Genomic DNA, 26310 nt, shown 5'->3' on the forward strand with positions numbered 1-26310 from the left:
AAACATCATGTCCCCGGAAATGTCCCCGGTTGCCGGTTTCAACCAATTACGCCGAATTGAAACCAGCACGCTCTTTCAGGGCGTGGTTATTGGCATTATCATTCTGTCTGCTCTGACCATAGGCGCTAAAACCTATGAGCTGCCGCCTCTTGTCGAGCAATCCCTGAGCGTTATGGATACGGCCATCACACTGTTTTTCTTGGTCGAAATTCTGTTCCGCTTTGCCGCCAGCCCCGTGAAACGGCGCTTTTTTCTGGACGGCTGGAACCTCTTTGACACGCTCGTTGTTGTTGGCAGCCTTATCCCTCTGGACAATTCTGAAGCCGTTCTGCTTGGGCGACTTTTGCGGGTATTCCGGGTGCTGCGTCTGGTTTCCGTGGTGCCTGAACTGCGCTTTCTGATCAATTCTCTGCTCAAAGCCATTCCGCGAATGGGCTATATCGCGCTTCTGATGTTTATCATTTTTTATATTTACGCCGCGATGGGGTCCATGTTCTTTGCCAGCGTTGACGAAAAGCTATGGGGCGATGTCGCCATTTCCATGCTCACACTTTTCCGAGTGGCTACGTTTGAAGACTGGACAGACGTGATGTACGCAACCATGGACCAGTACCCGTTGAGCTGGATCTACTACCTGACCTTTATTTTCCTCACCGCGTTTGTTTTTCTCAACATGATGATTGGCGCGATTCTGGATGTAATGAGCGAAGAGCAGAATGCCAAACAGGCCCAGCAAGCTCACGATGAGCGTGATGAGATTACCCGTCAGCTGCGGGATGTGCAGAGCCAATTGCAAGAGCTGAACCGGCAGCTGAAGCGTCGGGATTTACCGGACTGAGTCAGAACATAACGAGCTTGGTCATTGCCAGATGGAAGATAAACGAGACCTGAAACAGGGCCAGAACAGCCGCAATTATGCGAACGGGGCGCGCTACGGTGAGTTTCAAAGCGAACAGCCCGGCTGCGATATAGCCCAACAACCGCAATATTTTAGCCATCAGCCAACCTTGATCAAGCGGGTTCCAGCCTCCCACAAACAGGGGGCTGATGGCAGCGATCAGCAAGTCACACATCATCGCCAGCTCACAACCACCGCCTAGAGCCAAGCCGGCCACTGCAGCAATCACTGGCTTTTGGCACCTGGCCACTGATTCCCAATTGCTGAAATAAAACGCTCCATAGGCCCGCAAGAAGCTCAGTGCTTGCACCTCTGAAATATCGGCGCCAGCGGCAAACGCTTTGTCATTACCGGTGATCACGATGACACGAATGGCTTCGTCCGCTTCCAGTGTAGCGAGGGTCGCCGCTTCATACTTTTAAGGCAACATATTGCTATAAACCATAATTACCTCGACTAAAACACGGCTTATAATCCCTAAAAATCTCATTCTTAGAGCTTAATAGTAAAGGCAATTTATACCGATGTATTTTTTAAGGCAACATGTTGACATAATATTCTAGCAAGGCGTATCTTGAATGAGACGGAACAGCGGTCTGCCTCTTAAGGTCAGACATCCAACAACAAAAACCGGACACAACAGGTGAATCAGATGGATAAAGGCATCATTCTCAATCTGGAACGCCGCACAGCCATGATGGAAAGCGGCGCGTGGAACGACAAACTCATCACCGACTATCTGGATGAGGCGGTGACCAACACCCCGGACCTTGCAGCCATCGTCGGCTATCAGGTCACCAGCGATACCCGCACCGCACTTACCTATCGGGAACTGAATGACAAGGTCACCCGCATGGCTGCCGGCCTCGCAGGAATGGACATTGCAAAAGGTGACGTGGTGGCTTGCCAGTTACCCAACTGGTGGCAGACCACGGCTCTTCACTTGGCTTGCATTCGCATCGGCGCCATCCTTAATCCGATCATGCCTATTTTTCGCGAGCGGGAGCTAAGGTTCATGCTCAGCCACGGTGAAGCAAAGCTGCTGGTAATTCCAAAGGTGTTCCGTAACTTCGACTACGAGGCCATGGTCGATGGCATCCTGCCCGAACTGCCAAACCTGGAGACTCTGCTGGTGATCGGCGGTGAAGGAGATCGCAACTTTGAACACCGCTTGCTCAACACCGCGTGGGAAGAACAGCTCGATACCGGCGCCCTGTTCCGCGAGCGCCAGCTCAACGCTGATGACGTCATCCAGACCCTCTACACCTCCGGCACCACTGGCCAGCCCAAAGGCGTAATGCACACCTCCAACACGCTGCTTTCCAATGTGCGCCCATACGCCGACAGGTTGCATCTGACCGCAGCCGATAGCGTACTAATGGCTTCCCCTGTGGCTCATCAGACGGGCTTTCTTTACGGCATCATGATGCCGATTTATCTCGGCACTACAGTCGTTCTCCAGGACATATGGGATGCCGATTACGTGTGCAAGGTGATCGCCGCTGAGAAGCCCACCTTCACCATGGCGTCCACGCCATTTCTTGCGGACTTGGTGAAAACCGCTCCCAGACATGAAGGCGAACTGAATTCCCTTCGCATCTTCGTCTCCGCCGGGGCGCCAATACCCACTGCCGTGGCGGAACATGCGGGCCAGGCGCTGAACGCGAAAATCGTCTCCGCCTGGGGCATGACTGAAAACGGAGCGGTAACCATGACCTGCCCCGAAGACCCAATCGAGCGCGCCAGCCAATCCGACGGCAAGGCTCTGCCCTGGATGGAAGTCAAAATCACCGACTTCAATGACAACGATCTGCCTGCAGGAGAAGAGGGCAGCCTGATGGTTCGCGGTGCGAGCCTGTTTGTCGGCTATCTGAAATGCCCGGAACTCTACGGCGTGGATGAAGATGGCTGGTTCAACACCGGAGACCTCGCCCGCATGGATCGGGATGGCTATATACGCATCACCGGTCGCACCAAGGATGTCGTAATCCGCGGGGGCGAAAACATCCCCGTGGTCGAGGTGGAAAACCTGCTTTATAAATTCCCCGGCATCTCCGATGTAGCCTTGGTGGGCTGCCCGGACGAACGCCTGGGTGAGCGCCTATGTGCCTATGTAACGCTCGACGAAAACGCCACCAATGTGACTCTGAACGAGATCAAGGATTACCTGGCAAAACAGCAACTGTCCAAAATCTACCTGCCGGAATACCTGGAAGTAATCGAGGCCATGCCCCGCACCGCCTCCGGCAAAATCCAGAAATTCAAACTGCGCGAGCAGGCGAAAGAGGTACGTCTGGAGCCGACCAAACGCGGCTGACCCACTCATCAACACTATTCATCGAAAGGCAGGAGCTCATCATCATGAGAGGCCTTAACGGAAACACAGTCATCGTAACCGGCGGCGGTGGCGGAATTGGCCGCGCAGTGAGCCTTCGCTTCGCCGAAGAAGGCAGCCTGGTAGCTGTTCTGGATCGTGACGAAAGCGCGGCTCAGGCCACGGTTGACCTGATATCACAAGCCGGCGGCAAAGCCAAAGCCTACGCCGCCGACATTACCGATTACGCAGCGATCATCGACACGGTGTCCGCCATCGAGAGTGACTTGGGGGTGCCGACAGTGCTGGTCAACAATGCCGGTTTCGATCGTTTCATGCCGTTTCTCAAAACCGAACCGAAATTGTGGGATCAACTGATTGCGGTGAATCTGACCGGCGCCTTGAATATGCACCATGTGGTGCTGCCCAAAATGATCGCTGCCGGCGGTGGCAAGGTCATCAACGTGGCCTCCGATGCCGCCCGGGTCGGCTCGTCCGGTGAGGCGGTCTACGCAGCTTGTAAGGCCGGCCTGATAGGTTTCAGCAAAACTGTAGCCCGTGAACTTGCCACCAAGAACGTGTGCCTTAACGTCGTCTGCCCCGGCCCTACCGACACCGCGCTGCTCAAAGGGGTCGCGGACACCGCTCCGAATCCGGAAAAACTGCTGGAAGCGTTCCGTAACGCCGTGCCCATGAAGCGTCTGGCCCAGCCGGAAGACTACCCCGGCATCATCGCCCTGCTTGCCAGTGACGATGCCAATTTCATCACCGGCCAGGTCATCAGTGTATCTGGTGGTCTGACGATGGCTGGCTGATTGCCAACCCTAACGAACACGGAGAACACACCATGAATTACGAAGATATTCTGTACGACGAAACCGATGGTGTCGCCACCATCACCATCAACCGCCCAGACCGCTACAATGCCTTCCGTGGCCAAACCTGCATGGAGCTGCTGGATGCTTTCAATCGCGCTGGCTGGAACAAGGATATCGGCGTCATCGTATTTACTGGCGCCGGTGACAAGGCATTTTGTACCGGTGGCGACCAGAGTGCCCATGAAGGCCAATACGATGGTCGCGGCCTGATAGGCCTGCCCGTAGAAGAGCTGCAGCGGACAATCCGGGAAGTGCCCAAACCGGTGATCGCTCGGGTGAACGGTTTCGCCATCGGCGGCGGCCACGTGCTGCACGTGATCTGCGACCTGAGCATTGCCTCGGAAACCGCCGTCTTTGGTCAGGTGGGCCCGAAGGTTGGCTCCGTTGATCCCGGTTTCGGTACCGCCTACCTGGCACGGGTCGTGGGTGAGAAGCGTGCCCGGGAAATCTGGTACCTGTGCCGCAAATATTCCGCTCAGCAAGCGCTGGACTGGGGGCTGGTGAACGCTGTAGTCCCGCCCGAGCAACTGGATGAAGAAGTTCGTAAGTGGTGTGACGAAATCTTGGAGAAGAGCCCTACCGCCCTGACCATCGCTAAGCGTTCGTTCAATGCAGACAGCGATAACATTGCCGGTATTGGCGCCCTGGGCATGCAGGCCCTGAGCCTCTACTACGACACAGACGAATCCAAAGAAGGCGTAAATGCCTTCAAGGAAAAGCGCAAACCTGAATTCCGCAAATACTACAAGTAACGGCCTGTTTGCCCGGAGAACGCCATGAATTTCGCATTTAATGAGGAACAGAACGCGATCCGCGAAGCAGTGGCCCGTTTCAGCGCCGAAGTGCTGGCTCCGGGCTACCGCAAGCGGGATAAGGAAGGAATCATTGAAAAAGAGGTCATCCGCCAGCTTGGCGAGATGGGCCTGCTTGGCGGCGAACTGCCTGAGGAGTTCGGCGGCAGCGGCATGAACTGCATCACCAGCGGCCTGATCATCGAGGAGATTTCGAAAGGAGACTTCAACGTCGGTTACATCCCTCTGCTGACTTCTCTGAATGGCCAGATCATTGCCAGCCATGCTGCGCCGGACCTGGCGCAAAAATGGCTGCGCGGCATGACCAGCGGGCAGAAAGTGGCCTGCATTGCTTTAACGGAACCCCACGGCGGCTCCGACGCTGCCAACCTGCGCCTGAAAGCGGAGAAGAAAGACGACGTTTACGTACTTAATGGCGAAAAAACTTCCATCTCTATGGCCGATCAAGCCGATGTGGCGGTTGTATTTGCCCGCACGGGCACAGTGGAGCAGCGGGCTTCCGGCATAAGCGCCTTTCTGGTACCGATGAACACCCCGGGCATCACCACCACGCGTTTTGAAGACAACGGTCAGCGCGCCATTGGCCGTGGCTCCATCTTCTTCGACAATGTGGAGGTGGCTGCCAGCCACATGCTGGGTGACGAAGGCAAGGGATTCAAACAGGTGATGCAGGGCTTCGACTACAGCCGTGCGCTAATTGGCCTGCAATGTCTGGCAGTGGCTCAGCAATCTCTGGATGAAACTTGGCAATGGCTAACCGAACGCACTGCTTTCGGCCAAAACCTCTCGGCCTTCCAGGGCCTGACGCACCCACTGGCGGAATACCAAACGTACGTTCATGCTGCCCGCATGCAGTGCTACCATGCGCTCTGGCTAAAGGACAACAACCTGCCTCACAACGCCGAGGCCGCAATGAACAAATGGTGGTGCCCGAAACTGGCGTTCGACGTGGTCAAGCAATGTCTGCTGGCTCACGGCCATACCGGCTGGGGTGAGGATCTGCCCTTCGCCCAGCGTCTGCGTGATGTCTTGGGTCTGCAAATAGGTGACGGCACCGCTCAGATCATGAAAAATATCATCGCACGGGAATATCTACCTAAATGATGCGCGTCCTTTCCTCCGTGGTTCGGGGCGCTGTTGCCGAACCGCTCTTGACAGGGGGCGAGGCTGGCCAGACAGGAGTACAGATGATCGTCAACGAATCCGGAGGCATTCCGAACCGGCTATTTTTCCGCCTTTTCCAGACCGGAAACATCCTGCAGCGGCAGGTTCAGAACGAAATGGGTATCAGCGCTGTTCAGTGGGCAGTGCTTGGCGCACTGTCACGGGAGGGGCTTGAGGAGGGGACTTCGTTCTATCAGCTAAAGGAATACTTGTATGTGAGTCGTCAGAGCCTTGACGGCGTACTTAAGCGCATGGAGCGTGACGGCCATGTGGTGCGCATCGAAGATCCGAAAGATCGCCGGGCGCGATTGGTAAAACTTACAGATCAAGGTCGTGAATTCTGGGAGCAGCTCCAGATCACCATTGCCGAGTTCTATCAACAATCCCTGCAAGGTTTCAGTTTTGACGATGGCGTCAGCTTTTTACACTTGCTAAAGAAACTGCAACATGACATGACCGAGATATCCCTGCCTTCCAGGAACAGCGGCAATCAGGAGAGCTAGGCCGTCAAAAGTAAATGAGACAGGTTTGCCGGACTGAGTCAGAACAGAACGGGCTTGGTCATTGCCAGATGGAAGATAAACGAGACCTGAAACAGGGCCAGAACGGCCGCAATTATGCGAACGGGGCGCGCTACGGTGAGTTTCAAAGCGAACAGCCCGGCTGCGATATAGCCCAGCAACAGCAATATTTTAGCCATCAGCCAGCCTTGATCAAGCGGGTTCCAACCTCCCACAAACAGGAGGCTGATGGCAGCGATCAGCAGAACCGTGTCATTGGCGTGGGGAATCCAGCGCAACGGCGTTTGACGCCAGCCAGGCCGCCCAACAGCATCGAGCACCAGCCGCAACGTGAACAGGATGACCGTCAGGTAAGCTGTGGTCATGTGGAGGTGCTTCAGGATCACGTACGTACTCATAAATCATTCCATTGTGAATCAAAACGATAGCGGCATTGTACGCAAAAGTACCCCCTACCGGGTATGTTATTTGCAGCCGCAGGCGTTTAACATATACTTAACATATATGTATTAACAGGAATCAACATGCAGGCCACCCCCTCATCCGCTCAAGCCCATTCCGCCAGCGTCGGTCAACTATTTGACTACCCATTCCGCATTTTCTTTCTGTCGATGACGGTGATGACGCTGCTGGTCATCCCCCTGTGGGTACTGCAGGTAACCGGGGTGATCAGCCTGCCACTGGCTATGCCCGGGCTATTCTGGCACCAGCACGAGATGCTGTTCGGCTTTCTGTCTGCGGCCATAGCCGGCTTTTTGCTGACCGCTATCTGCGTATGGACGCAAACCGAGCGCACTCACGGCTTGCGGCTCGCCTTGCTGTGGGGTGTATGGCTGGCCGGCCGGTTGCTTCTGATGCTGGGCGCCGATTTGCCTTACTGGCTGGTTCAGGGTTTTAATCTGGCCTTTTTGCCGCTAGTGATACTGGATGCCGGGTGGCGCATCTGGCACGCAAAGCAGTGGCGCCAACTCATGATTTTGTTGGTGTTGAGCTTGTTGTGGCTGATGCAGATAGGATTTGTTGTCAGCCTGGACATGGCGTTCAGCCATGGGGCGTTGATTATGGCCATGGCATTGATCAGCATTATAGGCGGCCGCATCACGCCGGCATTCACCACTGGCTGGCTACGCCAGCGCGGGCTGGATGCCAACGCCGTTAAAACGTTTCCTGCGCTGGATACGGCCACGCTATTTTCCATGATCCTGCTTACCGCATCGCTGATTACCGGTTGGCAAACCGTTACCGGGGTTTTGGCGATCGTTGCGGGCACGCTCATGCTGGTTCGCCTGGCTAACTGGAAAGGCTGGCTGGTTCGCAAGGAACCGCTACTCTGGGTTCTGCACCTTTCCATTTTGTGGGTGCCCATCGCCCTGTACCTTCTTGCTGGCACTCTGTTTGCGGGCTGGCCATCCAACGCCTGGAGCCACGCGGCGGGAACAGGCGCCATCGGTTGCCTTATTCTGGGCGTCATCGCCCGTGTGACACTGGGCCATACCGGCCGACCGTTAGTGTTGCCCAAAGGCATGGTTATGGCATTCGTTGCCATCCAGTTGGCGGCGTTAATCCGCGTGCTTACGGCGTTTGATATTATTCCCTGGCACCCGGGAATCGGCAGTAGCAGCCTGCTTTGGGTTTTCGCCTACGGTATGTTTCTGGTGCGCTACACAAAAATTCTCGCAAGCCCCAGGCCAGACGGCCGAGCAGGCTGAACCACCGGGCTGTCTTTCCCGGTGCCGCCAAAAAGAGTAGGTTCGTACAGAACCTGCTCTTTTTTATTCCAAGTCGCATCAGGGAGGCAACAAGACACTTGCGTCCGCATGGTTTAAAAGTTAATCATCCACTAATGGTCAATAGCGACTCGCGAAATAACGGCTAGAGTACCCATAAATCATTTTGTAACAGAGACGACGGCACTATGAACCCGGATCATTTTGACAAAGAAGACCTGATTAAATGCGGTCATGGCAAACTTTTCCCGGGCGCCACGCGGCTGCCCATCGACGAGATGTTAATGGTTGACCGTGTAACCCACATAGGCACAGACGACGGCCTTTACGGTAACGGCAGCCTGATAGCGGAGCTGGACATCAATCCGGATCTCTGGTTTTTTAAAGTGCATTTTGTCGATGACCCCGTGATGCCTGGCTGCCTTGGCCTGGACGCCATGTGGCAATTGGTAGGTTTTTACCTGGCGTGGGGCGGCAGTGAAGGCAAAGGCCGCGCACTGGGCGCCGGAGAAGTGAAATTCACCGGTCAGGTTCTGCCTACCGCCAAAAAAGTACGCTATCAACTCGACATCAAACGAGTGATCCGTCGCAAACTTACGCTGGCCATTGCCGACGGGCGCATGGAAGTGGATGGCAAGGAAATCTACACGGCGAAAGACCTGCGGGTTGGCGTATTTACTTCCACCGATGATTTTTAGGAGCTAGCAAGATGCGGCGTGTTGTCATCACCGGTATGGGGATTGTCTCCAGCCTTGGCACCAATCAGAAAGAAGTAACTCGCTCCCTGAAGGAGTCCATACCTGGCATCGGTTTCAGTGAAGAAGCCCGTGATAACGGTTTGCGCAGCCACGTTTGTGGCCAGATTGACCTGAATCTGCCGGAATTGATTGATCGCAAACTTTTGCGCTTCATGTGTCCTGCTGCGGCTTACACGTATCTGGCAACCTGCGAAGCCATTGAACAAGCTGGCCTGAGCAAGGAACACCTCACGGCCAACAGCACCGGGGCGGTATTTGGCACGGGCGGCGCATCCACTGTCGAGCTACTGGATGCTATAGACACCCACCGTGAAAAAGGCATTCGCAGGGTTGGTCCATATCGCGTGCCCCGCACCATGGGCAGCTCCATAAATGCCACTATCACCACAGCATTTGGCATTACCGGCATTAACTATGGCATTACCTCGGCCTGCGCAACCAGTGCTCACGCCATCGGTCATGCGGCAGATCAGATCGCCCTCGGGCGCCAGGATGTCATGCTGGCGGGCGGCGGAGAGGATATCCACTGGACCCTGAGCCTGATGTTCGATGCCATGGGCGCGCTCTCTACCAAGTACAACGACACCCCGGGAATGGCATCGCGCACCTACGATAAAGATCGCGATGGCTTTGTTATCTCCGGCGGCGGCGGCACACTAGTGCTTGAAGCTCTGGAACATGCGGAAGCGCGTGGCGCGACCATTCTTGCGGAACTGGTTGGCTTTGGTGCCACCTCAGACGGCGCCGATATGGTTGCGCCCAGTGGCGAAGGCGCAGTGCGCTGCATGCAGCAAGCCATGAAACATCTCGATGGCGACATCAGCTACATCAATACCCACGGCACCAGCACCCCCGCCGGTGACGTGACCGAGCTGAAAGCACTGAAGCAGACCTTTGGCGATAAAATCCCGCCACTCAGCTCCACCAAGCCCCTGTGCGGTCACGCACTGGGCGCAGCCGGCGTGCACGAAGCCATCTACAGCATCATTATGCAGCGGGATGGTTTTATCGCACCGTCAGCCAATATCCAGAACCTGGATGAGGGCGCAGAGGGCTATCCGATCGTGCGCGAACGGATGGACAACCAGACGCTCGATCTCGTTATGAGCAACAGCTTCGGCTTTGGCGGAACCAACGCCACACTGGTGTTCAAGAAATGCTGATGACCGTCAGGAGCGCCTGATAGAGCGATATTCAGCCGGGGAAGTGCCCATCCAGCGCTTGAAAGCCCGGCTGAATGCGCTCAGTTCTGAAAACCCGAGCTGCTCGGCGATTTCTACCAGCGGCTTGGTTTTATCCTGCATATACGTCAACGCCTGCTTACGGCGCACATCTTCCAATAAGCGAGCAAAGGTTAAACCCTCTCGTTTCAGTTTCTTGTGAAGCGTGTAGCGACTCATATGTAACTGTGACGACACCACGTCAACGCCCACCTTGCCGCGGGCAAGTTGAATGCTGATCAGTGAACGCACCTTGTTACTCAATGAAACCCGCACCACCTCTGAGTCCAGAGGTTCTGATGCCATCTTACCGCTCTCCTCATTCATCAATGCCGACCCACTCTCTTCGGTTTACTTCGACTTGCAGCGTACACATGTTAGCTGAAAATAATCAAAAAGTCGTTTGGGCGGAATCAAGACCCTCGTACAAACTCGTATCCCAGGCGCGCTGCGCCCGTCAGGTTTGGCCTCGGCCGGTTGTATTACGTTATAATCAGCGTTCCCGCAATTTAATACCTGACTAATTTAGTCTGGTATTGTACAATCACGAACCAGAAGTAACATATCAGCCGCCGCGATCCCACAGGGTTGCCGGCAAACTAAAGGGCCTCAGAGCCCCCGATGAGAGAATACGGAGCGACGATCATGGCGACCACCGAACAAGAGGTGAACGAACTGATCAAACGGGAATACGAACACGGTTTTGTAACAGAAATCGAAACGGATACGTTCGAGCCTGGTTTGAATGAAGACGTTATCGCCCGCCTTTCTGCAATCAAGAAAGAGCCGGAATTCATGCTGGAGTGGCGCCTGAAAGCCTATCGTCGCTGGCTGGAAATGAAAGAGCCGAACTGGGCGCATGTGGGCTACCCGAAAATCGATTACAACTCGATTTCCTACTACTCAGCCCCCAAGCGCAAAGAAGACATGCCCCAGAGCCTCGACGATATTGATCCCGAGCTCCTCAGAACCTACGAAAAACTGGGCATTCCTTTGCATGAGCGCGCTCAGCTCGCAGGCGTGGCAGTAGACGCAGTATTTGATTCCGTTTCCGTAGCCACCACCTTCAAGGAACCGCTGGCAAAAGCCGGCGTTATTTTCTGCTCCATCTCCGAAGCCGTGCGCGATTATCCCGAGCTGGTTCAGAAATACCTGGGCTCGGTTGTGCCCCACACGGACAACTACTTCGCCGGGCTGAACGCCGCCGTCTTCTCCGACGGAACCTTTGTCTACGTTCCCAAAGGCGTGCGCTGCCCCATGGAACTGTCTACCTACTTCCGCATCAACGCGGCAAACACCGGCCAGTTCGAGCGCACGCTGATCATCGCCGACGAAGGCAGCTACGTCAGCTATCTCGAAGGCTGCACAGCACCCATGCGCGACGAAAACCAGCTGCACGCAGCGGTGGTCGAACTGGTCGCGTTGGACGATGCCCAGATCAAATACTCCACGGTACAGAACTGGTATCCGGGCGATGAAAACGGCAAAGGCGGCATCTTTAACTTTGTCACCAAACGCGCGGCCTGTATCGGCAAGAACTCCAAGGTGTCCTGGACGCAGGTTGAAACAGGTTCCGCAGTTACCTGGAAGTATCCCAGCTGCATCCTGCGCGGTGAAAACAGCGTTGGCGAGTTCTACTCAGTGGCACTCACCCACAATTACCAGCAAGCAGACACAGGCACCAAGATGATTCATCTGGGCAAAAACACGTCCAGCACCATCATCTCCAAGGGTATTTCAGCGGGCAAAAGCTCCAATACCTATCGCGGCCTGGTTAAATTTGGCCCCCGTGCCGAGGGCGCGCGTAACTTCACTCAGTGTGATTCGCTTTTGATTGGCGACCGCTGTGGCGCGCACACCTTCCCGTACATCGAGAGCTTGAATAAATCCGCGATCGTGGAACACGAGGCGACCACATCCAAGGTCAGCGACGAGCAGATGTTTCTGTGCCGGCAACGTGGTATCGATCCGGAACAGGCCGTTTCCATGATTGTGAACGGTTTCTGCAAAGAAGTTTTCAAGGAGCTTCCCATGGAGTTTGCGGTTGAAGCCGGCAAGCTACTGGAAGTGAGCCTGGAAGGTTCGGTCGGTTAACACCGAAGGAACCCGAAGCATCGCGCAAGCAAACAGAATTCAGACGGTTAAAAAAGAGAGAAGCCTACACATGCTGAGCATCAAAAACCTGCACGCATCCGTTGAGGGCAAAGAGATCCTCAAAGGCATCAACCTGGAGATCAACGCCGGGGAAGTCCATGCCATTATGGGCCCGAACGGCTCGGGCAAAAGTACGCTCGCCCAGGTGCTCGCAGGTAACGACGCATTTGACGTTACCTCAGGTGAGGTCACGCTGAACGGCGACAACCTGCTTGAAAAAGAAACCGAGGCGCGCGCCCGCGATGGCGTATTTCTGGCGTTTCAATACCCGGTCGAGATTCCCGGCGTCAGCAACTTGCAGTTCATGCGCACCGCAGTGAATTCCATGCGCCACCATAGAGGTGAGTCGGAAATGAACGCGGCTGAATTTATGAAGCTGGCCCGGGAAGTATCAAAGCAAGTAGACCTGGACCCCGCGTTTCTCAAGCGCGGCGTAAACGAAGGTTTTTCCGGCGGCGAGAAGAAGCGTAACGAAATCATGCAGGCCCTGTTGCTGCAGCCAAAGCTGGCCATTCTGGATGAAACCGACTCCGGGCTTGATATCGACGCCCTCAAGGTGGTTGCAGACGGCGTTAACGCCCTGCGCTCCAAAGACCGTGGCATTCTTATGATCACGCACTACCAGCGCCTGCTTGATCACATTGTGCCGGATTATGTGCACGTTCTGGCCGAGGGGCGGATCGTGAAATCCGGTGGTCGCGAACTGGCCCTGGAGCTTGAAGACCGCGGCTATGGCTGGCTTGGCATAAAAGACGAAGCAACGGACGCCGATTCAGCGCTCTCCAATTCAGCCCACTAAGGAGACCGGGGAATGAAACCAGCACCAACTCTTTCCACCGCGTTCCTGCACCCGGCCGGTCAAGCGCTTCCAGAACCGTTGCTCGCCCTGCGCAAGCAACGGGGAGCCGCTTTGGTCGACATGCCCCTGCCAACGCGTAAAACGGAAAACTGGAAGTACTCCAGCAAGTACCTCAAGCTGACCGACGAAATGGCCAGCTCCTTGCCGATCAATGGCAAAGCGGGCAGTGCACTGGCGGTTCCGGGTTACAAAGTTGTATTCATCAATGGCATGGTGATTCCGGAAGCTTGTGAATACCCGGACTTGAACAACATTCTCATCCAGCGTTTTGGCGACCTTTCCGATGCCGAAGCCAGCGAACTGGCTGAGCGCCTCGACAGCACCCTGGACAAAAAAGCCGTGCAACTGGCCGGCTTGAACTCGGCCCGCTTTGAAGATGGCCTGGTGATTCGCCTGAAACCGGATGCGGTGCTTGACCAGCCCCTGTTTATTATTCATGAGGTGACCGCAGGCCACAGTGGGTCGGCGTTTCCGCGCATCTTTGTCGATGCGGGTCGCAACAGCAAGATCACTCTGGTTGAAGAGTATATTTCCAGCGGCCAGGAAGCGGTCATGGTGAATACGGTCACCGAGTTTAATCTTGCGGAAGGTGCGAACGTTACCAATATCCGTCTGAGCATGGACGGTGAGAACGTGCAACACATAGGCGCCACGGGCGTGCTGCAGCAGCGCAGCTCACGCTTTGAAAGCCACTGCGTAGGCTTTGGCGGCCCTCTTCGGCGCCATGATCTGCAAGTGCGACTTGAAGGTGAAGGCGCTGAATGCAAGCTCAACGGCGTGGTCGTTACCCAGGGCACCCAGCATTACGACAACCACACCACCATTGAGCATGTGGCACCCCACTGCGACAGCGAAGAAACCTATCGCAACATTGCCGCAGACAAGTCCCACGCTGTGTTCAACGGCCGGATTCATATTCATCAGGACGCACAGAAGTCCAATGCGAATATGAACAACAAAAATCTGTTGCTTAACACAGGTGCGGAAATAGACACCAAGCCTGAACTGGAAATTTATGCAGACGACGTCAAATGTGCCCACGGCGCAACCATCGGCCAGCTCGACGAAGAATCACTGTTTTATCTGGTGTCACGGGGCATTAGCCGCCGCGAAGCCAACGTGCTGCTGACTATGGCTTTCATCAACGAGTTGGTGGCCCAGATTCCGGTAGACGCCGTAAAAGACACGGTGCAAACCCATCTTAACCAGTTCTTTGATCAGACATTTCAGGAGGCCTGACCGGTATGAACGACCTGTCTGTGGCAAACACAGCAACCCGCAAGGCGTTTGATGTACACGCCATTCGCCGGGATTTTCCGATCCTGTCTCAACAGGTGAACGGAAAGCCGCTGGTGTATCTGGATAACGGTGCGTCGGCGCAAAAGCCAACGGCCGTTCTGGATGCCATGGATCGCTATTACCGGGAAATGCACTCCAATGTTCATCGGGGTGCTCACACCCTGGGCGACCGTGCAACCACGGCGTTTGAGGGTGCCCGGGAAACCGTTCGCAGCTTTTTGAATGCGCCTAGCACGCAGGAGATTATCTGGACACGGGGCACCACCGAAGCCATCAATCTGGTGGCGAACGGTCTTGCGCCCCGCCTCAATGCCGGTGATGAGATTCTGGTGAGCTGCATGGAACACCACGCCAACATTGTGCCCTGGCAGATGATCGCCGAGCGCACTGGCGCAAAAGTGGTTCCGATTCAGGTGACGCCAGAAGGCGAACTGGATCTCGACTCGTTCAACAGCCTGCTGAACGATCGCACCCGAGTGCTGGCCATTACCCATGTTTCCAACGTATTGGGCACGATCAACCCGGTTGTCAATATGGTTAAACAGGCCAAAGCCCGTGGCATCATCACGCTGCTTGATGGCGCTCAGGCGGTTCCGCACTTTCAACCAGACGTGCAAGCCCTGGGCTGCGATTTCTACGTGTTTTCGGCCCATAAACTGTTCGGCCCCACGGGCATTGGCGTGCTCTACGGCAAAGCTGCGTTGCTCGAAGAAATGCCCCCGTACCAGGGCGGCGGCGAGATGATTGAGCGAGTATCCTTCGCAGGGACGACCTGGAACACACTGCCCTACAAATTTGAAGCCGGCACACCGGCTATCGCTGAGGCCGTCGGCCTTGGCGCGGCTATCGACTACGTGAGCCGTCTAGACCGAAAAGCAATGGAAGCGGCCGAAAACGCCTTGCTGGAACGCGCCAATCGCCTGATTGAAACCGTTCCGGGCATGTCGGTTATTGGCACCGCAAAGCTCAAAGTTCCGGTGATGTCCTTTAAAATTGAGGGTTTGCACCCCAGTGATATAGGCACGTTGCTGGATCAGCAAGGCATCGCCATTCGCACTGGCCATCACTGCGCCATGCCGCTGATGGATTTCTACGGAGTTCCCGGTACAGCCCGGGCCTCTTTCGCGTTCTATAATACGTTGGACGAGGTGGATCAATTGTTTACCGCCTTGCAAAAAATCCAGCGCCTGTTTGCCTGACGGAGGTAGCACTATGACAGCTGAAGTCTTTACTCCAATCGTTGGCGTTACCATGACGCCCAGTGCCGTCAAGCACGTGCGCAAGCAACTCGACAAAAAAGCCGATGCCAGCGGCATTCGTTTGGCGATTCGGAAAAGCGGGTGTTCGGGCTTTAAATACGAAACCCAGTGGGTTGATGAAGCCGAATCCGACGACAGGGTGTTTCACATCGATGGCGTTGACGTGTTTGTGAAAGAAGAACACCTGTCCATGGTGAACGGCATCGAAATCGACTTTGTTACCGAGGGTGTGAACTCGATGTTCCAGTTCCGCAACCCGAACGCCACCGCCGAGTGCGGGTGTGGTGAGAGCTTTACCGTAACTTGAGGTTTAACCAGGCATGCAAGAACGTGAAGTCGTCCTGACCAAACGCGAGGTGGAAGCTCGCCTTGTTCCGACCGGAACGGAAATAATGATTCCGGTCGACAGCTTCGTGACCATTACCCAGTCGCTGGGTGGCACTTTTACGGTTGCGGTTAACGGCAACCTTGCCCGCATTGAAGGCCACAACGCCGATGCCCTGGGCAAAAAGCCGCTGGAAAGCAGTTTCGATACGCCCGCCGACGGTACCATCAACGAAAACCAGGTTTGGGAAGCCATACGCAACTGCTACGATCCGGAGATTCCGGTCAACGTTGTGGATCTGGGCCTGATTTACGAATGCCGGATAGAAAACGATACAGCCGAAGGCAACCATGTTTTCATTCTGATGACGCTCACAGCCGCGGGTTGTGGCATGGGCCCGGTCATAGCGGATGACGTGAAGGTCAAAATAGAGCACGTACCCAATGTGGACAAAGTAACGGTAGAGTTAACCTTTGATCCACCCTGGAATAACGACATGCTCACCGACGAAGCCAAGCTTGAATTGGGAATGTTGTAAATGCCGGCGACAGAACAGGATTTTCTGAACAACCCACTCGGGAAAAACCCCACGATTGAAGACGTGCTCGACGGCTTCGAGTTTCTGGATGACTGGGAAGAGCGGTATGCGTTTATCATCGATCTTGGTAAACAACTGCCGGCGTTTCCAGACGACGCTCGGATCGAAGAAAACTACGTTCACGGGTGCCAGAGCCAGGTATGGCTCATTTCCCACTACGACGAAGCCAGCGGAAAGCTCTATCTGCTCATTGATTCCGACGCCATCATCGTTCGCGGTCTCGCCGCCATGATTCTGGTTGCGCTGAATGACAAGTCACCCAGGGACCTGTTGGCAACGGACATCGACGAGTTGTTTGAGCGGTTGGACCTGTTCCGCCATATCTCACCGACACGCGGCAACGGTTTACGCGCCATGATCGGCAAAATCCGCGATATAGCCTCTACCCAAGCGGCCTGAGCGATTCACCTTTCAGCTACCAGATAATCGCAATGTCGTCCCGTTGAATATTAACCTGCCCGCCAACCTGGGGCATGAGGCCGTTGCTGAAATCCGGATGAACGTTGTTGAGCGTGACTTTCATCTGGCTGTCGCTGAGCTCTGGCGTTCCGCCCAACGAGTCGAAATAACGGGCACTGCGATAAAGATGCAGTTCATCCCCTGGCCGCAAGCCGGCGGTGGCGCCCGATGCCAGCGTCACCCGTTGGCCGTCTACCCGGGTAATTCGGGTCATGAACGGCTGGCACGCAAGCGCTTCGGTGACCGCCTGCGTCATATCAGAGATCGCACCGGCAACCGCCTCGCCATAATGTGTTTTCCGAAACCCTGCTGAGCCAAAACCCGTAGAACTGCCCGGGCCGGCATTCCAGTCTGCCGCTGCCTCGAACCGCTGCTGGTAAACCGGTGAGCCACTGAAGCCGTCCAGAACCACCATATCCACCGCAAAACGACGGCGCATATCAGACGCACCCATGCCCCGCTGCATCTTGTCCAGAACCGAGGAACCCCAAGCGGCCGGGTCTGCAACACCGACATCCCGAATAACGCCGGTCACCACAAACTGAACCCCCATTTCCCGGGCTACCTGAATAACATTGGTGAGGCGATTGCTACCTTGCTGAACAGTGGGAGCATTCAACAGATCGGAAAACAAACGCGAGGAGGTGGCCGAAAAAACCTGAAGATCGCCGGATTCGCGCAGGCCTTGTTGAAGCCGTTGCGGCAGTATTTCACCCGCATCATCAATACGCCCCACACGGGCCTGATCCGGGTACAAAAGCGGAAATCCTGTGACGGCCACTCGCTTTTTCAATCGGCCAGCCTCACCGCCACTGCAGCTTCCCTGCCCGGCAGAAATATCCCCACGCACAGTGACGCGCAGCATATCGCCGGTACGATGTTCATCGATAATCTTTACGTTTCGCGCTTTGGCGCTGGAGACCAAGCGCATTCTGGACTCGGTCAGAACGCCGTTTTCCATCGTATCTCTGGTGCTTACCTGCGACTCATACTGCAGGGCAAGATCGCGCATGGCCGCATTGCGAGCCTCAGCACGGGCAGACGCAAGATCTTCATTATAAATGCTGGCGTGGCCCACACCTTCCAGAACAACCGCCTGAGCACTGACAACCAGCATCAGTTGCACCAGTGAACACCAAAGTGACAAGCCCACCCACCGCTTTATAAACCCGCGCATCATTTCCTACCCGTGTTATCGATCAATTTTCCATGCTCTGGAACCGGTCTGGCCTGAAATTCTGGAGACAGCCTTTCATCCAAACCAGGTTCTAGTCCAGATAATAAAGGGAATCGACGCTTTTGCTCTGAACATCACCAACACCGTCGTTGTATCTGGGCAAAGGCATGGGACAAAGATCCTGCACCTGTTCATCCGATACCTTGGACACACACGCCCGGAACCGTGGCTCCAACTTTAACTCCATCACCGTTTCAATAACGCCGTCACTGTGTTCGTTGACCGCCACCATTTTGGCGCCACGAATGTAGCTGTCTACGTAGGTGCGGAACGTATCATTGCGAAGAACAAAATCGTTCACCGTAGCGCTGCCGTAAATCACCGTGCCGTAAACCCGCTCCGCCAGATTCCGGTAAGCGTCCATTTGCGACGCCCTGCGCGCCATCAGGCGCTTGCGCGTGTTCAGCCTGTCCGCACTGACATCTTCATAAGTGCCAAAACCGCTGACCCGAACGGTAATGGGCTCGAACTGCCGGTCAGATTGCGCGCTGAGCCTGTCCCGGTCACTACCGTTCGTCGAGCAGGCCGCCAGCGTGAACGCCAAAAAGGGGATTATTAACCAGCGAGTGGCCATTTTTTTGATCTCCAGAAATCGTTTCAAGCACACCATGAAAAATTCACGCCAGCTTTTATAACACCCTGATCAAGATACCGTTTTTTTAAAATATACAACGTCAGCGGCAAAGACCGGCAAAAACATGCCTCTACCCGGGAATAGTGCGCCGCTGTCATTCCAACTCAGGAACCCAAATAAGGAGCCCAACTCAGGTTTGCCTGACCCGCTCAGGCAACGGATAATTCCCGAACGCCTCAAAAAAGGAATCACAACGTTCATGCAAACCTATCTGGTTGGCGGTGCAGTCCGCGACGAGTTGCTGAGTCTGAAAGTCAAAGACCGGGATTGGGTAGTGGTCGGCGCAACGCCGGATGAGATGCTTGCCCAAGGCTTTACCCAGGTAGGCTCAGACTTCCCTGTGTTTCTGCATCCGAAAACCCACGAAGAATACGCGCTGGCCCGTACCGAGCGTAAACAGGGGCATGGCTATCATGGCTTCTCCGTTTACAGCGCCCCGGACGTTACTCTTGAAGACGATCTGCTGCGCAGGGATCTGACCATCAACGCCATGGCGCGTTCCGAACACGGGGAGCTGACAGATCCGTTCAATGGCAGAAAAGATCTTGAAGCGCGAGAACTGAGGCACGTTTCTGAAGCCTTCAAAGAAGACCCCCTGCGTATTCTGAGAACCGCTCGCTTTGCCGCACGTTTTCAACCACTCGGATTTCGCGTCTGTGCAGAAACCATGGAGCTTATGCGCACCATGGTTTCTGCAGGTGAAGTGGAACATCTTGTGCCCGAGCGAGTGTGGCAGGAAATCCAGCGTGCGCTGCACGAGCAAGCGCCGGGCGTCTTTTTTAGCGTGCTGCGTGATTGTGGCGCCCTTGCGGTACTGATTCCCGAATTGACGGCAGAAACCCACTTCCGCGCAGCCACTGATGCGCTTCAATGCGTTCACTTCAGCGCAGGCTCAACGGTAGAACGTTTTGCGGCAATACTCTGTACGCTTGATGAGCCTGCTTGCAGCGCCAGGGCGAACGCCTTGAAAGCGCCCAATGACTGCCAACAACTTGCCCGCCTAGCCGCGGCTTTTATGCCGGTGGTGAGGCAGTTCAACCATACAAAACCGGACGCAGGCACGCTGCTCGGCTTGCTGGAGAAGGCAGACGCGTGGCGCCGACCCGAGCGCTTCTCGCACCTGATTAACGTGCTGGGATGCGCTCTTGAACCTGCCGCGCAGCGGCCACTTGAAACCCTCAGAAAAGCCGCTGAGGCCGCATCAAACGTTGCCCCACAAGCGCTGATAAAACAGGGTTTTACCGGCAAAGAGCTGGGCGAAGCAATCCGGGCCCAGCGCCTGGTTCGTATAGCTGAAGCAGTCTCCCACGCATCTTTATAAGGACCATGCATGTCTGCGAACACACCTGTTGCCCTGATTACTGGTTCGGCTCACCGTCTAGGCGCTCGCACGGCGCAATTGCTCCATGAGCGCGGGTGGAATCTGGTTATTCATTACCGAAGCCGTGAAGAACAGGCCCAAAGCCTTGCAATGGCGATGAACCAAAAGCGTGAGAACTCCGCCATTGTGCTGCAGGCTGACCTGACCGCGCTGGCCAATACACAGCGTCTGGGCCATGAGGCAGCTGCGCATTGGGGCCGGTTGGATGCGCTGGTGAACAACGCATCGGTGTTCTACCCAACCCCCACTCCCGACGCAACGGAGGACGATTGGGCGACTATCATGAACACCAACCTCAAGGCCCCGTTTTTTCTGCTGCAAGCATGCCTGCCTGCGCTGCGGAAAAGCGCCGGCAGCGTTGTGAACCTGATCGATATCTACAGTGAAAAACCGTTGCCGGAACACCCGCTTTATTGCGCCAGTAAAGCCGGTCTCGCCGCCCTGACCCGCTCCTGGGCTAAAGATCTTGCACCGGAAGTTCGGGTAAACGGCGTCTCCCCCGGCGCCATTCTCTGGCCGGAAGGTGACGCAAACGTTGATTCGGATTACCAGAACAGAATTTTGGCAAAAACGCCCCTGAACCGCACCGGCACGCCAGACGACATTGCTCGAACCATTGTGTTTTTGTTGACTGATGCGCCGTTTATTACCGGGCAAATTCTGTCTGTCGACGGTGGGCGAAGCCTGAACATGTGACTGCAGAGCTGGTGCGGGGCTGATACAAGACAGACGCCCGCTTTTGCCCGTTCGGGCTTTCCGGCTACAATGCCGGCAGCAAAACACACTAACCGGAGAAACCCATGCGTGATGTCGTTATTGTTGCCGCCCGACGCACTGCCATCGGAGCATTTGGCGGAGGCCTTTCCAGCCTTCGTGCAGACCAGCTTGGCACCGCCGTTCTCAAGGCCCTGCTGGAAGAGACCGGCGTTGCTGGCGACCAGATCAATGAAGTGGTGCTGGGCCAAGTGCTGACCGCAGGCTGTGGCCAGAACACCGCGCGCCAGTCGGCCATTAATGCCGGCATACCCGCCTCCGTACCTGCGATGACTATCAACAAGGTGTGTGGCTCAGGCCTGAAAGCGGTGCACATGGCGGTGCAGGCAATTCGCTGCGGCGATGCAGACATGATCATTGCCGGCGGGCAGGAAAGCATGAGCCAGGCTCCCCACGTTTTGCCCAACAGCCGCAACGGCCAGCGCATGGGCAACTGGACAATGATCGACACCATGATTACCGACGGCCTGTGGGATGCGTTTAACGACTACCATATGGGCATCACTGCCGAGAATGTTGCACAGAAATACAACATCAGCCGCGAAGAACAGGATGAGTTTGCCGCAGCGTCCCAGCAAAAAGCCGTTGCAGCCCGCGAAGCCGGGTATTTCGATGGCGAAATCGTGCCGGTTTCCATTGCCCAGCGTAAGAACGACCCCGTAATCGTCAACAAAGACGAAGGGCCTCGAGACGGCGTAACCAGTGGAGGCCTTGGCAAACTGCGCCCGGCTTTCAAGAAAGACGGCACCGTAACCGCTGGCAACGCCTCGTCCCTAAACGATGGTGCGGCTGCGGTTATGGTGTGCAGCGCCGAAAAAGCCAAAGAGCTGGGCCTGGCGCCACTGGCAACGATCAAAGCCTACGCCAATGCGGGCGTTGACCCGGCCATCATGGGCACCGGACCGATTCCCGCCAGCCAGCGCTGTCTGGATCTGGCCGGCTGGAGCGTTACCGATCTGGACCTGATTGAAGCCAACGAGGCGTTTGCGGCCCAGGCGATTTCCGTTAACCGCGAACTGGGCTGGGACACCCGCAAAGTGAACGTGAATGGCGGCGCCATTGCCATGGGCCACCCCATTGGCGCTTCTGGCTGCCGTATACTGGTTTCTCTGCTGCACGAAATGGTTCGTCGTGATGTTAACAAGGGCCTCGCAACCTTGTGCATTGGCGGCGGCATGGGTGTTGCCCTGGCTGTGGAGCGCTGAAGCGCGATGCTGAATGTGGTGCTGTATGAGCCGGAGATACCGCCGAACACCGGTAATATCATCCGGCTGTGCGCCAACACCGGCTGCCGGCTGCATCTGATTAAGCCTCTGGGGTTTACTCTGGAAGACAAACAGATGCGCCGTGCGGGGCTGGACTACAGTGAATACGCTACGGTAAAAGTGCATAAAAGCTATCAGGCATTTCTCGACAGCGAACAACCCCGGCGGCTGTTCGGCCTCACCACCAAAGGCCATCGTTACTACCATCAGGTGGCCTATCAGGAAGGCGATTATCTGATGTTTGGCCCGGAAACCCGGGGCCTGCCGTCAGACGTGCGCGAAGGGCTGTCGGCAGAGCACTGCCTTAAAGTCCCCATGCGCGCCCAGAGCCGCAGCCTGAACCTGTCCAATACCGTCGCCCTGGTGGTTTACGAAGCCTGGCGGCAACTGGAATTTTTGGGAGCTAAGCCCGAAGGCGAAGATCTCTCATAAATTGCTGCCCATCATTCAACTGAAAATCCAGATCTCGGACGGTATAAACACGATAGCCCGGCATTGCCGGGCTATCGTTTGGTGTGGCCAGAGCTGAACTGTTGGCCGGCCTTCTAGTGAGTCTTCTGCTCTTCGTCAGAATTACCAGCCGTCTCTTCCTGCTTGCGCTGCAGCGCCTGCGCGTAGATCGCATCGAAGTTAACCGGCGCCAGCATCAACGCCGGGAAACTGCCTTTGCCAACGACGCCGTCGATGGCTTCACGGGCATACGGAAATAAAATAGTCGGGCAGTAAGCACCGAGCATCTGGCCCAGTTGCGGCCCTTCAATGCCGGCCACGAGAAACACGCCCGCCTGTTGGATTTCAACAATATACGCCACTTTCTCGTTTATTTTTGCCGTAACGGTCAGTGACAACACAACCTCATACTGGTTCTCAGTCACGCTCGTGTGCGCCGTGTTCAGATCCAGGTTCACCTGCGGCTTCCATTGCTCCTGAAACACCATAGGCGAATTCGGGGATTCAAAAGAGAGATCCTTCACGTAGATACGCTGAAGGGCAAACTGGGCCTGGTTCTGGTTCTCATTGCCTGCAGCGGCTTGCTCATTCTCAGCCATGTTAAGTCCTTTCGTTTTTGTAGAGAGTCGTAGAGTGGACTAAACGCCCATTGTTATGATTGCGTCTGCCGGAACAATTTCCTGCAGGGCATTAACTACAGATCTGAAACAGTGCGTCAGATCAGCATTCAGATCAAGCCAGGTTGTCGCCGACGCTATTTTTTCACCAGCGGCAGGTTACTGGCTTTCCAGTCTGCCACACCGCCGTTCAGGCGCACCACGTTTGCATAACCTTCAGCGTTGAGCTGCTTGACCGCCATGGCGGAATGCTGGCCCATTTTGTCCGCTACAATAATTTGTTTGTCTTTGTGCTTCTTTAATTCAGCAGCGCGACCTTTCAGGTTGCTCAACGGAATATTGATTGACCCGGTGATGCGACCTTCAGTGAACTCCTTGCGATCCCGGATATCAACAACAATGGCCTCATCCCGGTTGATCAGGTTAACCGCGCCCTGGGCAGAGATTTTGGCGCCCCCGCGTCGGGATTCCAGAATCAGAATGGCGACCAGAAAGGCCACAAACAGCGACGCGAGAATGTAGTGGTTAACGACAAATTCAAACATCCGATCCATGAGGTTACCCTGATAATAAGTTTGGCCGGATTATACACAGCCTGCCCGCCAGACAGAAGGTAACGCTATAGGTGACGACTGTGGCCCCAACGTGCAAAAATAGATAAACTCCACAATTAGTTTCGTAAACTTACTAACATTTTACCTCCGGACTGACCAATGACAGAACTGCGCAAGCCAACAGCATTGATTATACTTGACGGCTGGGGACACCGTGAGCCCTCCGACGACAACGCCATCAGCAACGCTAAACTGCCGTTCTGGAACATGCTCTGGCAGACGCGACCGAAGGCGCTGATCAACACTTCCGGCATGTTTGTGGGCCTGCCGAAAGGCCAAATGGGCAACTCGGAAGTAGGGCACATGAACCTGGGCGCAGGGCGCGTGGTTTACCAAAGTCTCACGCGCATCGACAAAGATCTGGAAAACGGCGAATTTAGTAAAAACAACGCCCTTTGTGCCGCAATCGACAAAGCCGTAACCAATGGTGGCGCGGTTCATCTTATGGGCCTGTTGTCACCTGGTGGGGTTCACTGCCATGAAGATCACGTGCTTGCAGCCGCCGAGCTTGCCGCCTCAAGGGGTGCAAAAGAAGTGTACGTTCACGCCTTTCTCGATGGCCGTGATATGCCGCCCCGCAGCGCCCGAGCCTCTCTGGAAAAGGCCGCCGCAAAACTCAAAAGCCTGGGCGTGGGCCGCGTAGCCTCGATTGTGGGTCGTTATTTTGCAATGGACAGGGACAACCGTTGGAATCGTGTTGAGAGCGCCTACAACCTGATGACCCAGGGTGATTCCGAGTTCACCGCGCCCGATCCGGTAACCGGTCTTGAACAAGCCTACGAACGCGGCGAGAACGATGAGTTCGTGAAGCCGACCCGCATTCAAAACGCCGGCGAATCTGCCGCCACCATTAATGATGGCGACGCCGTGTTGTTCATGAACTTCCGCTCCGACCGCGCGCGGGAAATGACTCGTTCTTTTGTAGACGAAAACTTCGAAGGATTCGATCGAAAAAAACAGCCGAAACTGGCCGACTTTGTCACGCTCACCGAGTATGCAGCCGACATAAAGGCGTCGTGCGCCTATCCGCCCCACAAGCTGGTTAACGGTTTGGGCGAATACGTGGCGGACCTTGGTAAAACTCAGTTGCGTATTGCGGAAACCGAGAAGTACGCACACGTAACTTTCTTTTTTAATGGCGGCGTGGAAACACCCTTTACCGGCGAAGACCGGATTCTGGTGCCCTCACCCAAAGTGGCAACGTACGATCTGCAGCCTGAGATGAGCGCTCCGGAAGTCACCGACAAACTGGTTGAAGCGGTGAAGAGTGGCAAGTACGACCTGATAATCTGCAACTATGCCAACGGGGATATGGTAGGGCATACCGGCAAACTGGACGCCGCTATCAAGGCAGCAGAATGCATTGATCACTGTGTGCAGCGGGTTGTGGAAGCCCTTGACGAGGTGGGCGGTGAAGCACTGATAACCGCCGACCACGGAAACTGCGAACAGATGGCCGACCCTGACTCTGGCCAGGCCCACACAGCGCACACTATTGGGCCGGTACCATTGGTATACACAGGCAGCCGACGTGTCAGCCTGAACGACGGCGGCAGCCTGAGTGACGTAGCACCCTCGTTGCTGACATTGATGGGCCTTGAACAACCAAAAGAAATGACCGGGCACAGCCTGGTCAAAATTGATTGACCAGGAGCCAGACCATACCGGTGCGATTCGCGGCAGCACTGGCGTTGGCACTCATGTTTATGCTGAGTGCCGCGCCGGCAGCGTTCGGACAAGAGGTCACACCCGCCCAGATTGAAGCCCTCAAGGACCGCATTGAGGGTATTGATGACTGGCTGGCAGACGCCGAAAAGGATCGCTCCGCTGTGGAGCGACAGCTTGTCGATGTTGAACGCACTATTAGCAGGCTGACCCGGGAACGGAGGTCTTTGCGTGAGCAGGTGAAAAAACAGCAGCAGCGTCTTGTTGAACTGCAAGGTGAAGAACAGACACTGACGCAAACCCTGGAACGTCAGCGGGAGAGCTTGAAAAAACAGATCCGCACCGCCTGGATGGAAGGCGATGCGCCAGCCTTGAAAGTGCTGCTTAATGAAATCGATCCGGACCTGTCTCTTATACACATCTGACGC

The 26310-nt window shown here is 55.5% G+C and carries 28 protein-coding genes and 1 pseudogene; 22 read left to right on the top strand and 7 right to left on the bottom strand.

Features of this window, described 5'->3' with window-relative positions; translation table 11 throughout:
• The first annotated feature begins 7 nt into the window (after positions 1-7).
• A complete protein-coding gene (locus ENI00_RS15940) occupies positions 8-838 on the top strand; it encodes an ion transporter (protein ID WP_304104511.1) in 831 nt (276 codons plus the stop codon).
• A 1-nt stretch (position 839) separates the two neighbouring features.
• Here ENI00_RS15940 and ENI00_RS15945 read toward each other — a convergent pair.
• Positions 840-1298 (bottom strand): annotated as a pseudogene (locus tag ENI00_RS15945) (SirB2 family protein); the annotation flags it as partial.
• Between the two features lie 252 nt (positions 1299-1550).
• Here ENI00_RS15945 and ENI00_RS15950 point away from each other — a divergent pair.
• From ENI00_RS15950 to ENI00_RS15970, 5 genes are all read left to right on the top strand, one after another.
• The gene (locus ENI00_RS15950) at positions 1551-3215 is read left to right on the top strand and encodes an AMP-binding protein (protein WP_304104512.1); all 1665 of its coding nucleotides are present in this window, start codon (positions 1551-1553) and stop codon (positions 3213-3215) included.
• Between the two features lie 44 nt (positions 3216-3259).
• Complete coding sequence (locus ENI00_RS15955) at positions 3260-4027, top strand: SDR family NAD(P)-dependent oxidoreductase (RefSeq protein ID WP_304104514.1); 768 nt, start codon at positions 3260-3262, stop codon at positions 4025-4027.
• Positions 4028-4059: 32 nt separating this feature from the next.
• Positions 4060-4842, top strand: a complete 783-nt coding sequence (gene badI / locus ENI00_RS15960; RefSeq protein WP_304104516.1) for a 2-ketocyclohexanecarboxyl-CoA hydrolase — start codon at positions 4060-4062, stop codon at positions 4840-4842.
• Between the two features lie 24 nt (positions 4843-4866).
• Positions 4867-6006 (top strand): cyclohexanecarboxyl-CoA dehydrogenase, encoded by a 1140-nt coding sequence (gene aliB, locus ENI00_RS15965; RefSeq protein ID WP_304104518.1) that lies wholly within the window; start codon positions 4867-4869, stop codon positions 6004-6006.
• Between the two features lie 83 nt (positions 6007-6089).
• Entirely contained in the window at positions 6090-6569 is a 480-nt protein-coding gene (locus ENI00_RS15970; protein WP_304104520.1) for a MarR family winged helix-turn-helix transcriptional regulator, read from the top strand.
• Positions 6570-6607: 38 nt separating this feature from the next.
• Here the strand turns inward: ENI00_RS15970 and ENI00_RS15975 are convergent, their stop codons facing one another.
• Positions 6608-6985 carry a SirB2 family protein gene (locus ENI00_RS15975; protein ID WP_304104521.1) on the bottom strand — a complete coding sequence of 126 codons (378 nt, stop codon included), beginning with the start codon at positions 6983-6985 and terminating at the stop codon, positions 6608-6610.
• Positions 6986-7111: 126 nt separating this feature from the next.
• Between ENI00_RS15975 and ENI00_RS15980 the strand changes: the two genes are divergently transcribed.
• From ENI00_RS15980 to fabB, 3 genes are all read left to right on the top strand, one after another.
• Positions 7112-8296, top strand: coding sequence for an NnrS family protein (locus tag ENI00_RS15980; protein WP_304104523.1), 1185 nt, complete (start codon positions 7112-7114; stop codon positions 8294-8296).
• A gap of 206 nt (positions 8297-8502) precedes the next feature.
• Positions 8503-9012 (top strand): bifunctional 3-hydroxydecanoyl-ACP dehydratase/trans-2-decenoyl-ACP isomerase, encoded by a 510-nt coding sequence (gene fabA, locus ENI00_RS15985; protein WP_304104526.1) that lies wholly within the window; start codon positions 8503-8505, stop codon positions 9010-9012.
• A gap of 11 nt (positions 9013-9023) precedes the next feature.
• Complete coding sequence (gene fabB / locus ENI00_RS15990) at positions 9024-10235, top strand: beta-ketoacyl-ACP synthase I (RefSeq protein WP_304104528.1); 1212 nt, start codon at positions 9024-9026, stop codon at positions 10233-10235.
• Positions 10236-10241: 6 nt separating this feature from the next.
• Here fabB and ENI00_RS15995 read toward each other — a convergent pair whose 3' ends face one another.
• Complete coding sequence (locus ENI00_RS15995; protein ID WP_304104530.1) at positions 10242-10598, bottom strand: helix-turn-helix transcriptional regulator; 357 nt, start codon at positions 10596-10598, stop codon at positions 10242-10244.
• 339 nt (positions 10599-10937) lie between these two features.
• Between ENI00_RS15995 and sufB the strand changes: the two genes are divergently transcribed.
• The 7 genes from sufB to ENI00_RS16030 all read left to right on the top strand — a co-directional run bounded on the left by sufB (position 10938) and on the right by ENI00_RS16030 (position 17185).
• On the top strand, positions 10938-12386 hold the full coding sequence (sufB, locus tag ENI00_RS16000) for a Fe-S cluster assembly protein SufB (protein ID WP_304104532.1): 1449 nt from the start codon (positions 10938-10940) through the stop codon (positions 12384-12386).
• A gap of 70 nt (positions 12387-12456) precedes the next feature.
• Positions 12457-13245, top strand: coding sequence for a Fe-S cluster assembly ATPase SufC (gene sufC, locus ENI00_RS16005; RefSeq protein ID WP_304104534.1), 789 nt, complete (start codon positions 12457-12459; stop codon positions 13243-13245).
• Positions 13246-13257: 12 nt separating this feature from the next.
• Positions 13258-14544: a Fe-S cluster assembly protein SufD gene (gene sufD, locus ENI00_RS16010; RefSeq protein ID WP_304104536.1), complete on the top strand. Its 1287-nt coding sequence runs from the start codon at positions 13258-13260 to the stop codon at positions 14542-14544.
• A 5-nt stretch (positions 14545-14549) separates the two neighbouring features.
• Positions 14550-15803 (top strand): aminotransferase class V-fold PLP-dependent enzyme, encoded by a 1254-nt coding sequence (locus tag ENI00_RS16015; RefSeq protein ID WP_304104537.1) that lies wholly within the window; start codon positions 14550-14552, stop codon positions 15801-15803.
• Positions 15804-15816: 13 nt separating this feature from the next.
• Complete coding sequence (locus ENI00_RS16020) at positions 15817-16170, top strand: HesB/IscA family protein (protein WP_304104539.1); 354 nt, start codon at positions 15817-15819, stop codon at positions 16168-16170.
• Positions 16171-16183: 13 nt separating this feature from the next.
• Positions 16184-16726, top strand: a complete 543-nt coding sequence (gene sufT, locus ENI00_RS16025; protein ID WP_304104541.1) for a putative Fe-S cluster assembly protein SufT — start codon at positions 16184-16186, stop codon at positions 16724-16726.
• The gene (locus tag ENI00_RS16030; RefSeq protein ID WP_304104543.1) at positions 16727-17185 is read left to right on the top strand and encodes a SufE family protein; all 459 of its coding nucleotides are present in this window, start codon (positions 16727-16729) and stop codon (positions 17183-17185) included. It begins immediately after the preceding gene.
• A 16-nt stretch (positions 17186-17201) separates the two neighbouring features.
• On the opposite strand, the gene ENI00_RS16035 is transcribed toward ENI00_RS16030, so the two are convergent.
• Positions 17202-18362, bottom strand: a complete 1161-nt coding sequence (locus ENI00_RS16035) for a flagellar assembly protein T N-terminal domain-containing protein (RefSeq protein ID WP_304104545.1) — start codon at positions 18360-18362, stop codon at positions 17202-17204.
• 151 nt (positions 18363-18513) lie between these two features.
• Positions 18514-19056: an LPP20 family lipoprotein gene (locus ENI00_RS16040; protein WP_304104547.1), complete on the bottom strand. Its 543-nt coding sequence runs from the start codon at positions 19054-19056 to the stop codon at positions 18514-18516.
• Between the two features lie 259 nt (positions 19057-19315).
• Here ENI00_RS16040 and ENI00_RS16045 point away from each other — a divergent pair, with 259 nt between their 5' ends.
• The 4 genes from ENI00_RS16045 to trmL all read left to right on the top strand — a co-directional run bounded on the left by ENI00_RS16045 (position 19316) and on the right by trmL (position 22968).
• Entirely contained in the window at positions 19316-20437 is a 1122-nt protein-coding gene (locus ENI00_RS16045) for a multifunctional CCA tRNA nucleotidyl transferase/2'3'-cyclic phosphodiesterase/2'nucleotidase/phosphatase (RefSeq protein ID WP_304104549.1), read from the top strand.
• A 9-nt stretch (positions 20438-20446) separates the two neighbouring features.
• Positions 20447-21193 (top strand): pteridine reductase, encoded by a 747-nt coding sequence (locus ENI00_RS16050; protein ID WP_304104551.1) that lies wholly within the window; start codon positions 20447-20449, stop codon positions 21191-21193.
• 104 nt (positions 21194-21297) lie between these two features.
• Positions 21298-22476, top strand: a complete 1179-nt coding sequence (locus ENI00_RS16055) for an acetyl-CoA C-acetyltransferase (RefSeq protein ID WP_304104552.1) — start codon at positions 21298-21300, stop codon at positions 22474-22476.
• A 6-nt stretch (positions 22477-22482) separates the two neighbouring features.
• Positions 22483-22968 carry a tRNA (uridine(34)/cytosine(34)/5-carboxymethylaminomethyluridine(34)-2'-O)-methyltransferase TrmL gene (gene trmL / locus ENI00_RS16060; protein ID WP_304104554.1) on the top strand — a complete coding sequence of 162 codons (486 nt, stop codon included), beginning with the start codon at positions 22483-22485 and terminating at the stop codon, positions 22966-22968.
• Between the two features lie 113 nt (positions 22969-23081).
• Here the strand turns inward: trmL and secB are convergent, their stop codons facing one another.
• Positions 23082-23585 carry a protein-export chaperone SecB gene (gene secB, locus ENI00_RS16065; RefSeq protein WP_304104557.1) on the bottom strand — a complete coding sequence of 168 codons (504 nt, stop codon included), beginning with the start codon at positions 23583-23585 and terminating at the stop codon, positions 23082-23084.
• A gap of 155 nt (positions 23586-23740) precedes the next feature.
• Positions 23741-24157, bottom strand: a complete 417-nt coding sequence (locus tag ENI00_RS16070; RefSeq protein WP_304104559.1) for a rhodanese-like domain-containing protein — start codon at positions 24155-24157, stop codon at positions 23741-23743.
• Positions 24158-24316: 159 nt separating this feature from the next.
• On the opposite strand from ENI00_RS16070, the gene gpmI reads away from it, so the two are divergent.
• Positions 24317-25864 carry a 2,3-bisphosphoglycerate-independent phosphoglycerate mutase gene (gene gpmI, locus ENI00_RS16075; RefSeq protein ID WP_304104560.1) on the top strand — a complete coding sequence of 516 codons (1548 nt, stop codon included), beginning with the start codon at positions 24317-24319 and terminating at the stop codon, positions 25862-25864.
• Between the two features lie 20 nt (positions 25865-25884).
• Entirely contained in the window at positions 25885-26307 is a 423-nt protein-coding gene (locus ENI00_RS16080) for a hypothetical protein (protein ID WP_304104562.1), read from the top strand.
• Positions 26308-26310: the final 3 nt, after the last annotated feature.

This window comes from Marinobacter antarcticus (assembly GCF_011049865.1).
Taxonomy (GTDB): Bacteria; Pseudomonadota; Gammaproteobacteria; order Pseudomonadales; family Oleiphilaceae; genus Marinobacter; species Marinobacter antarcticus_A.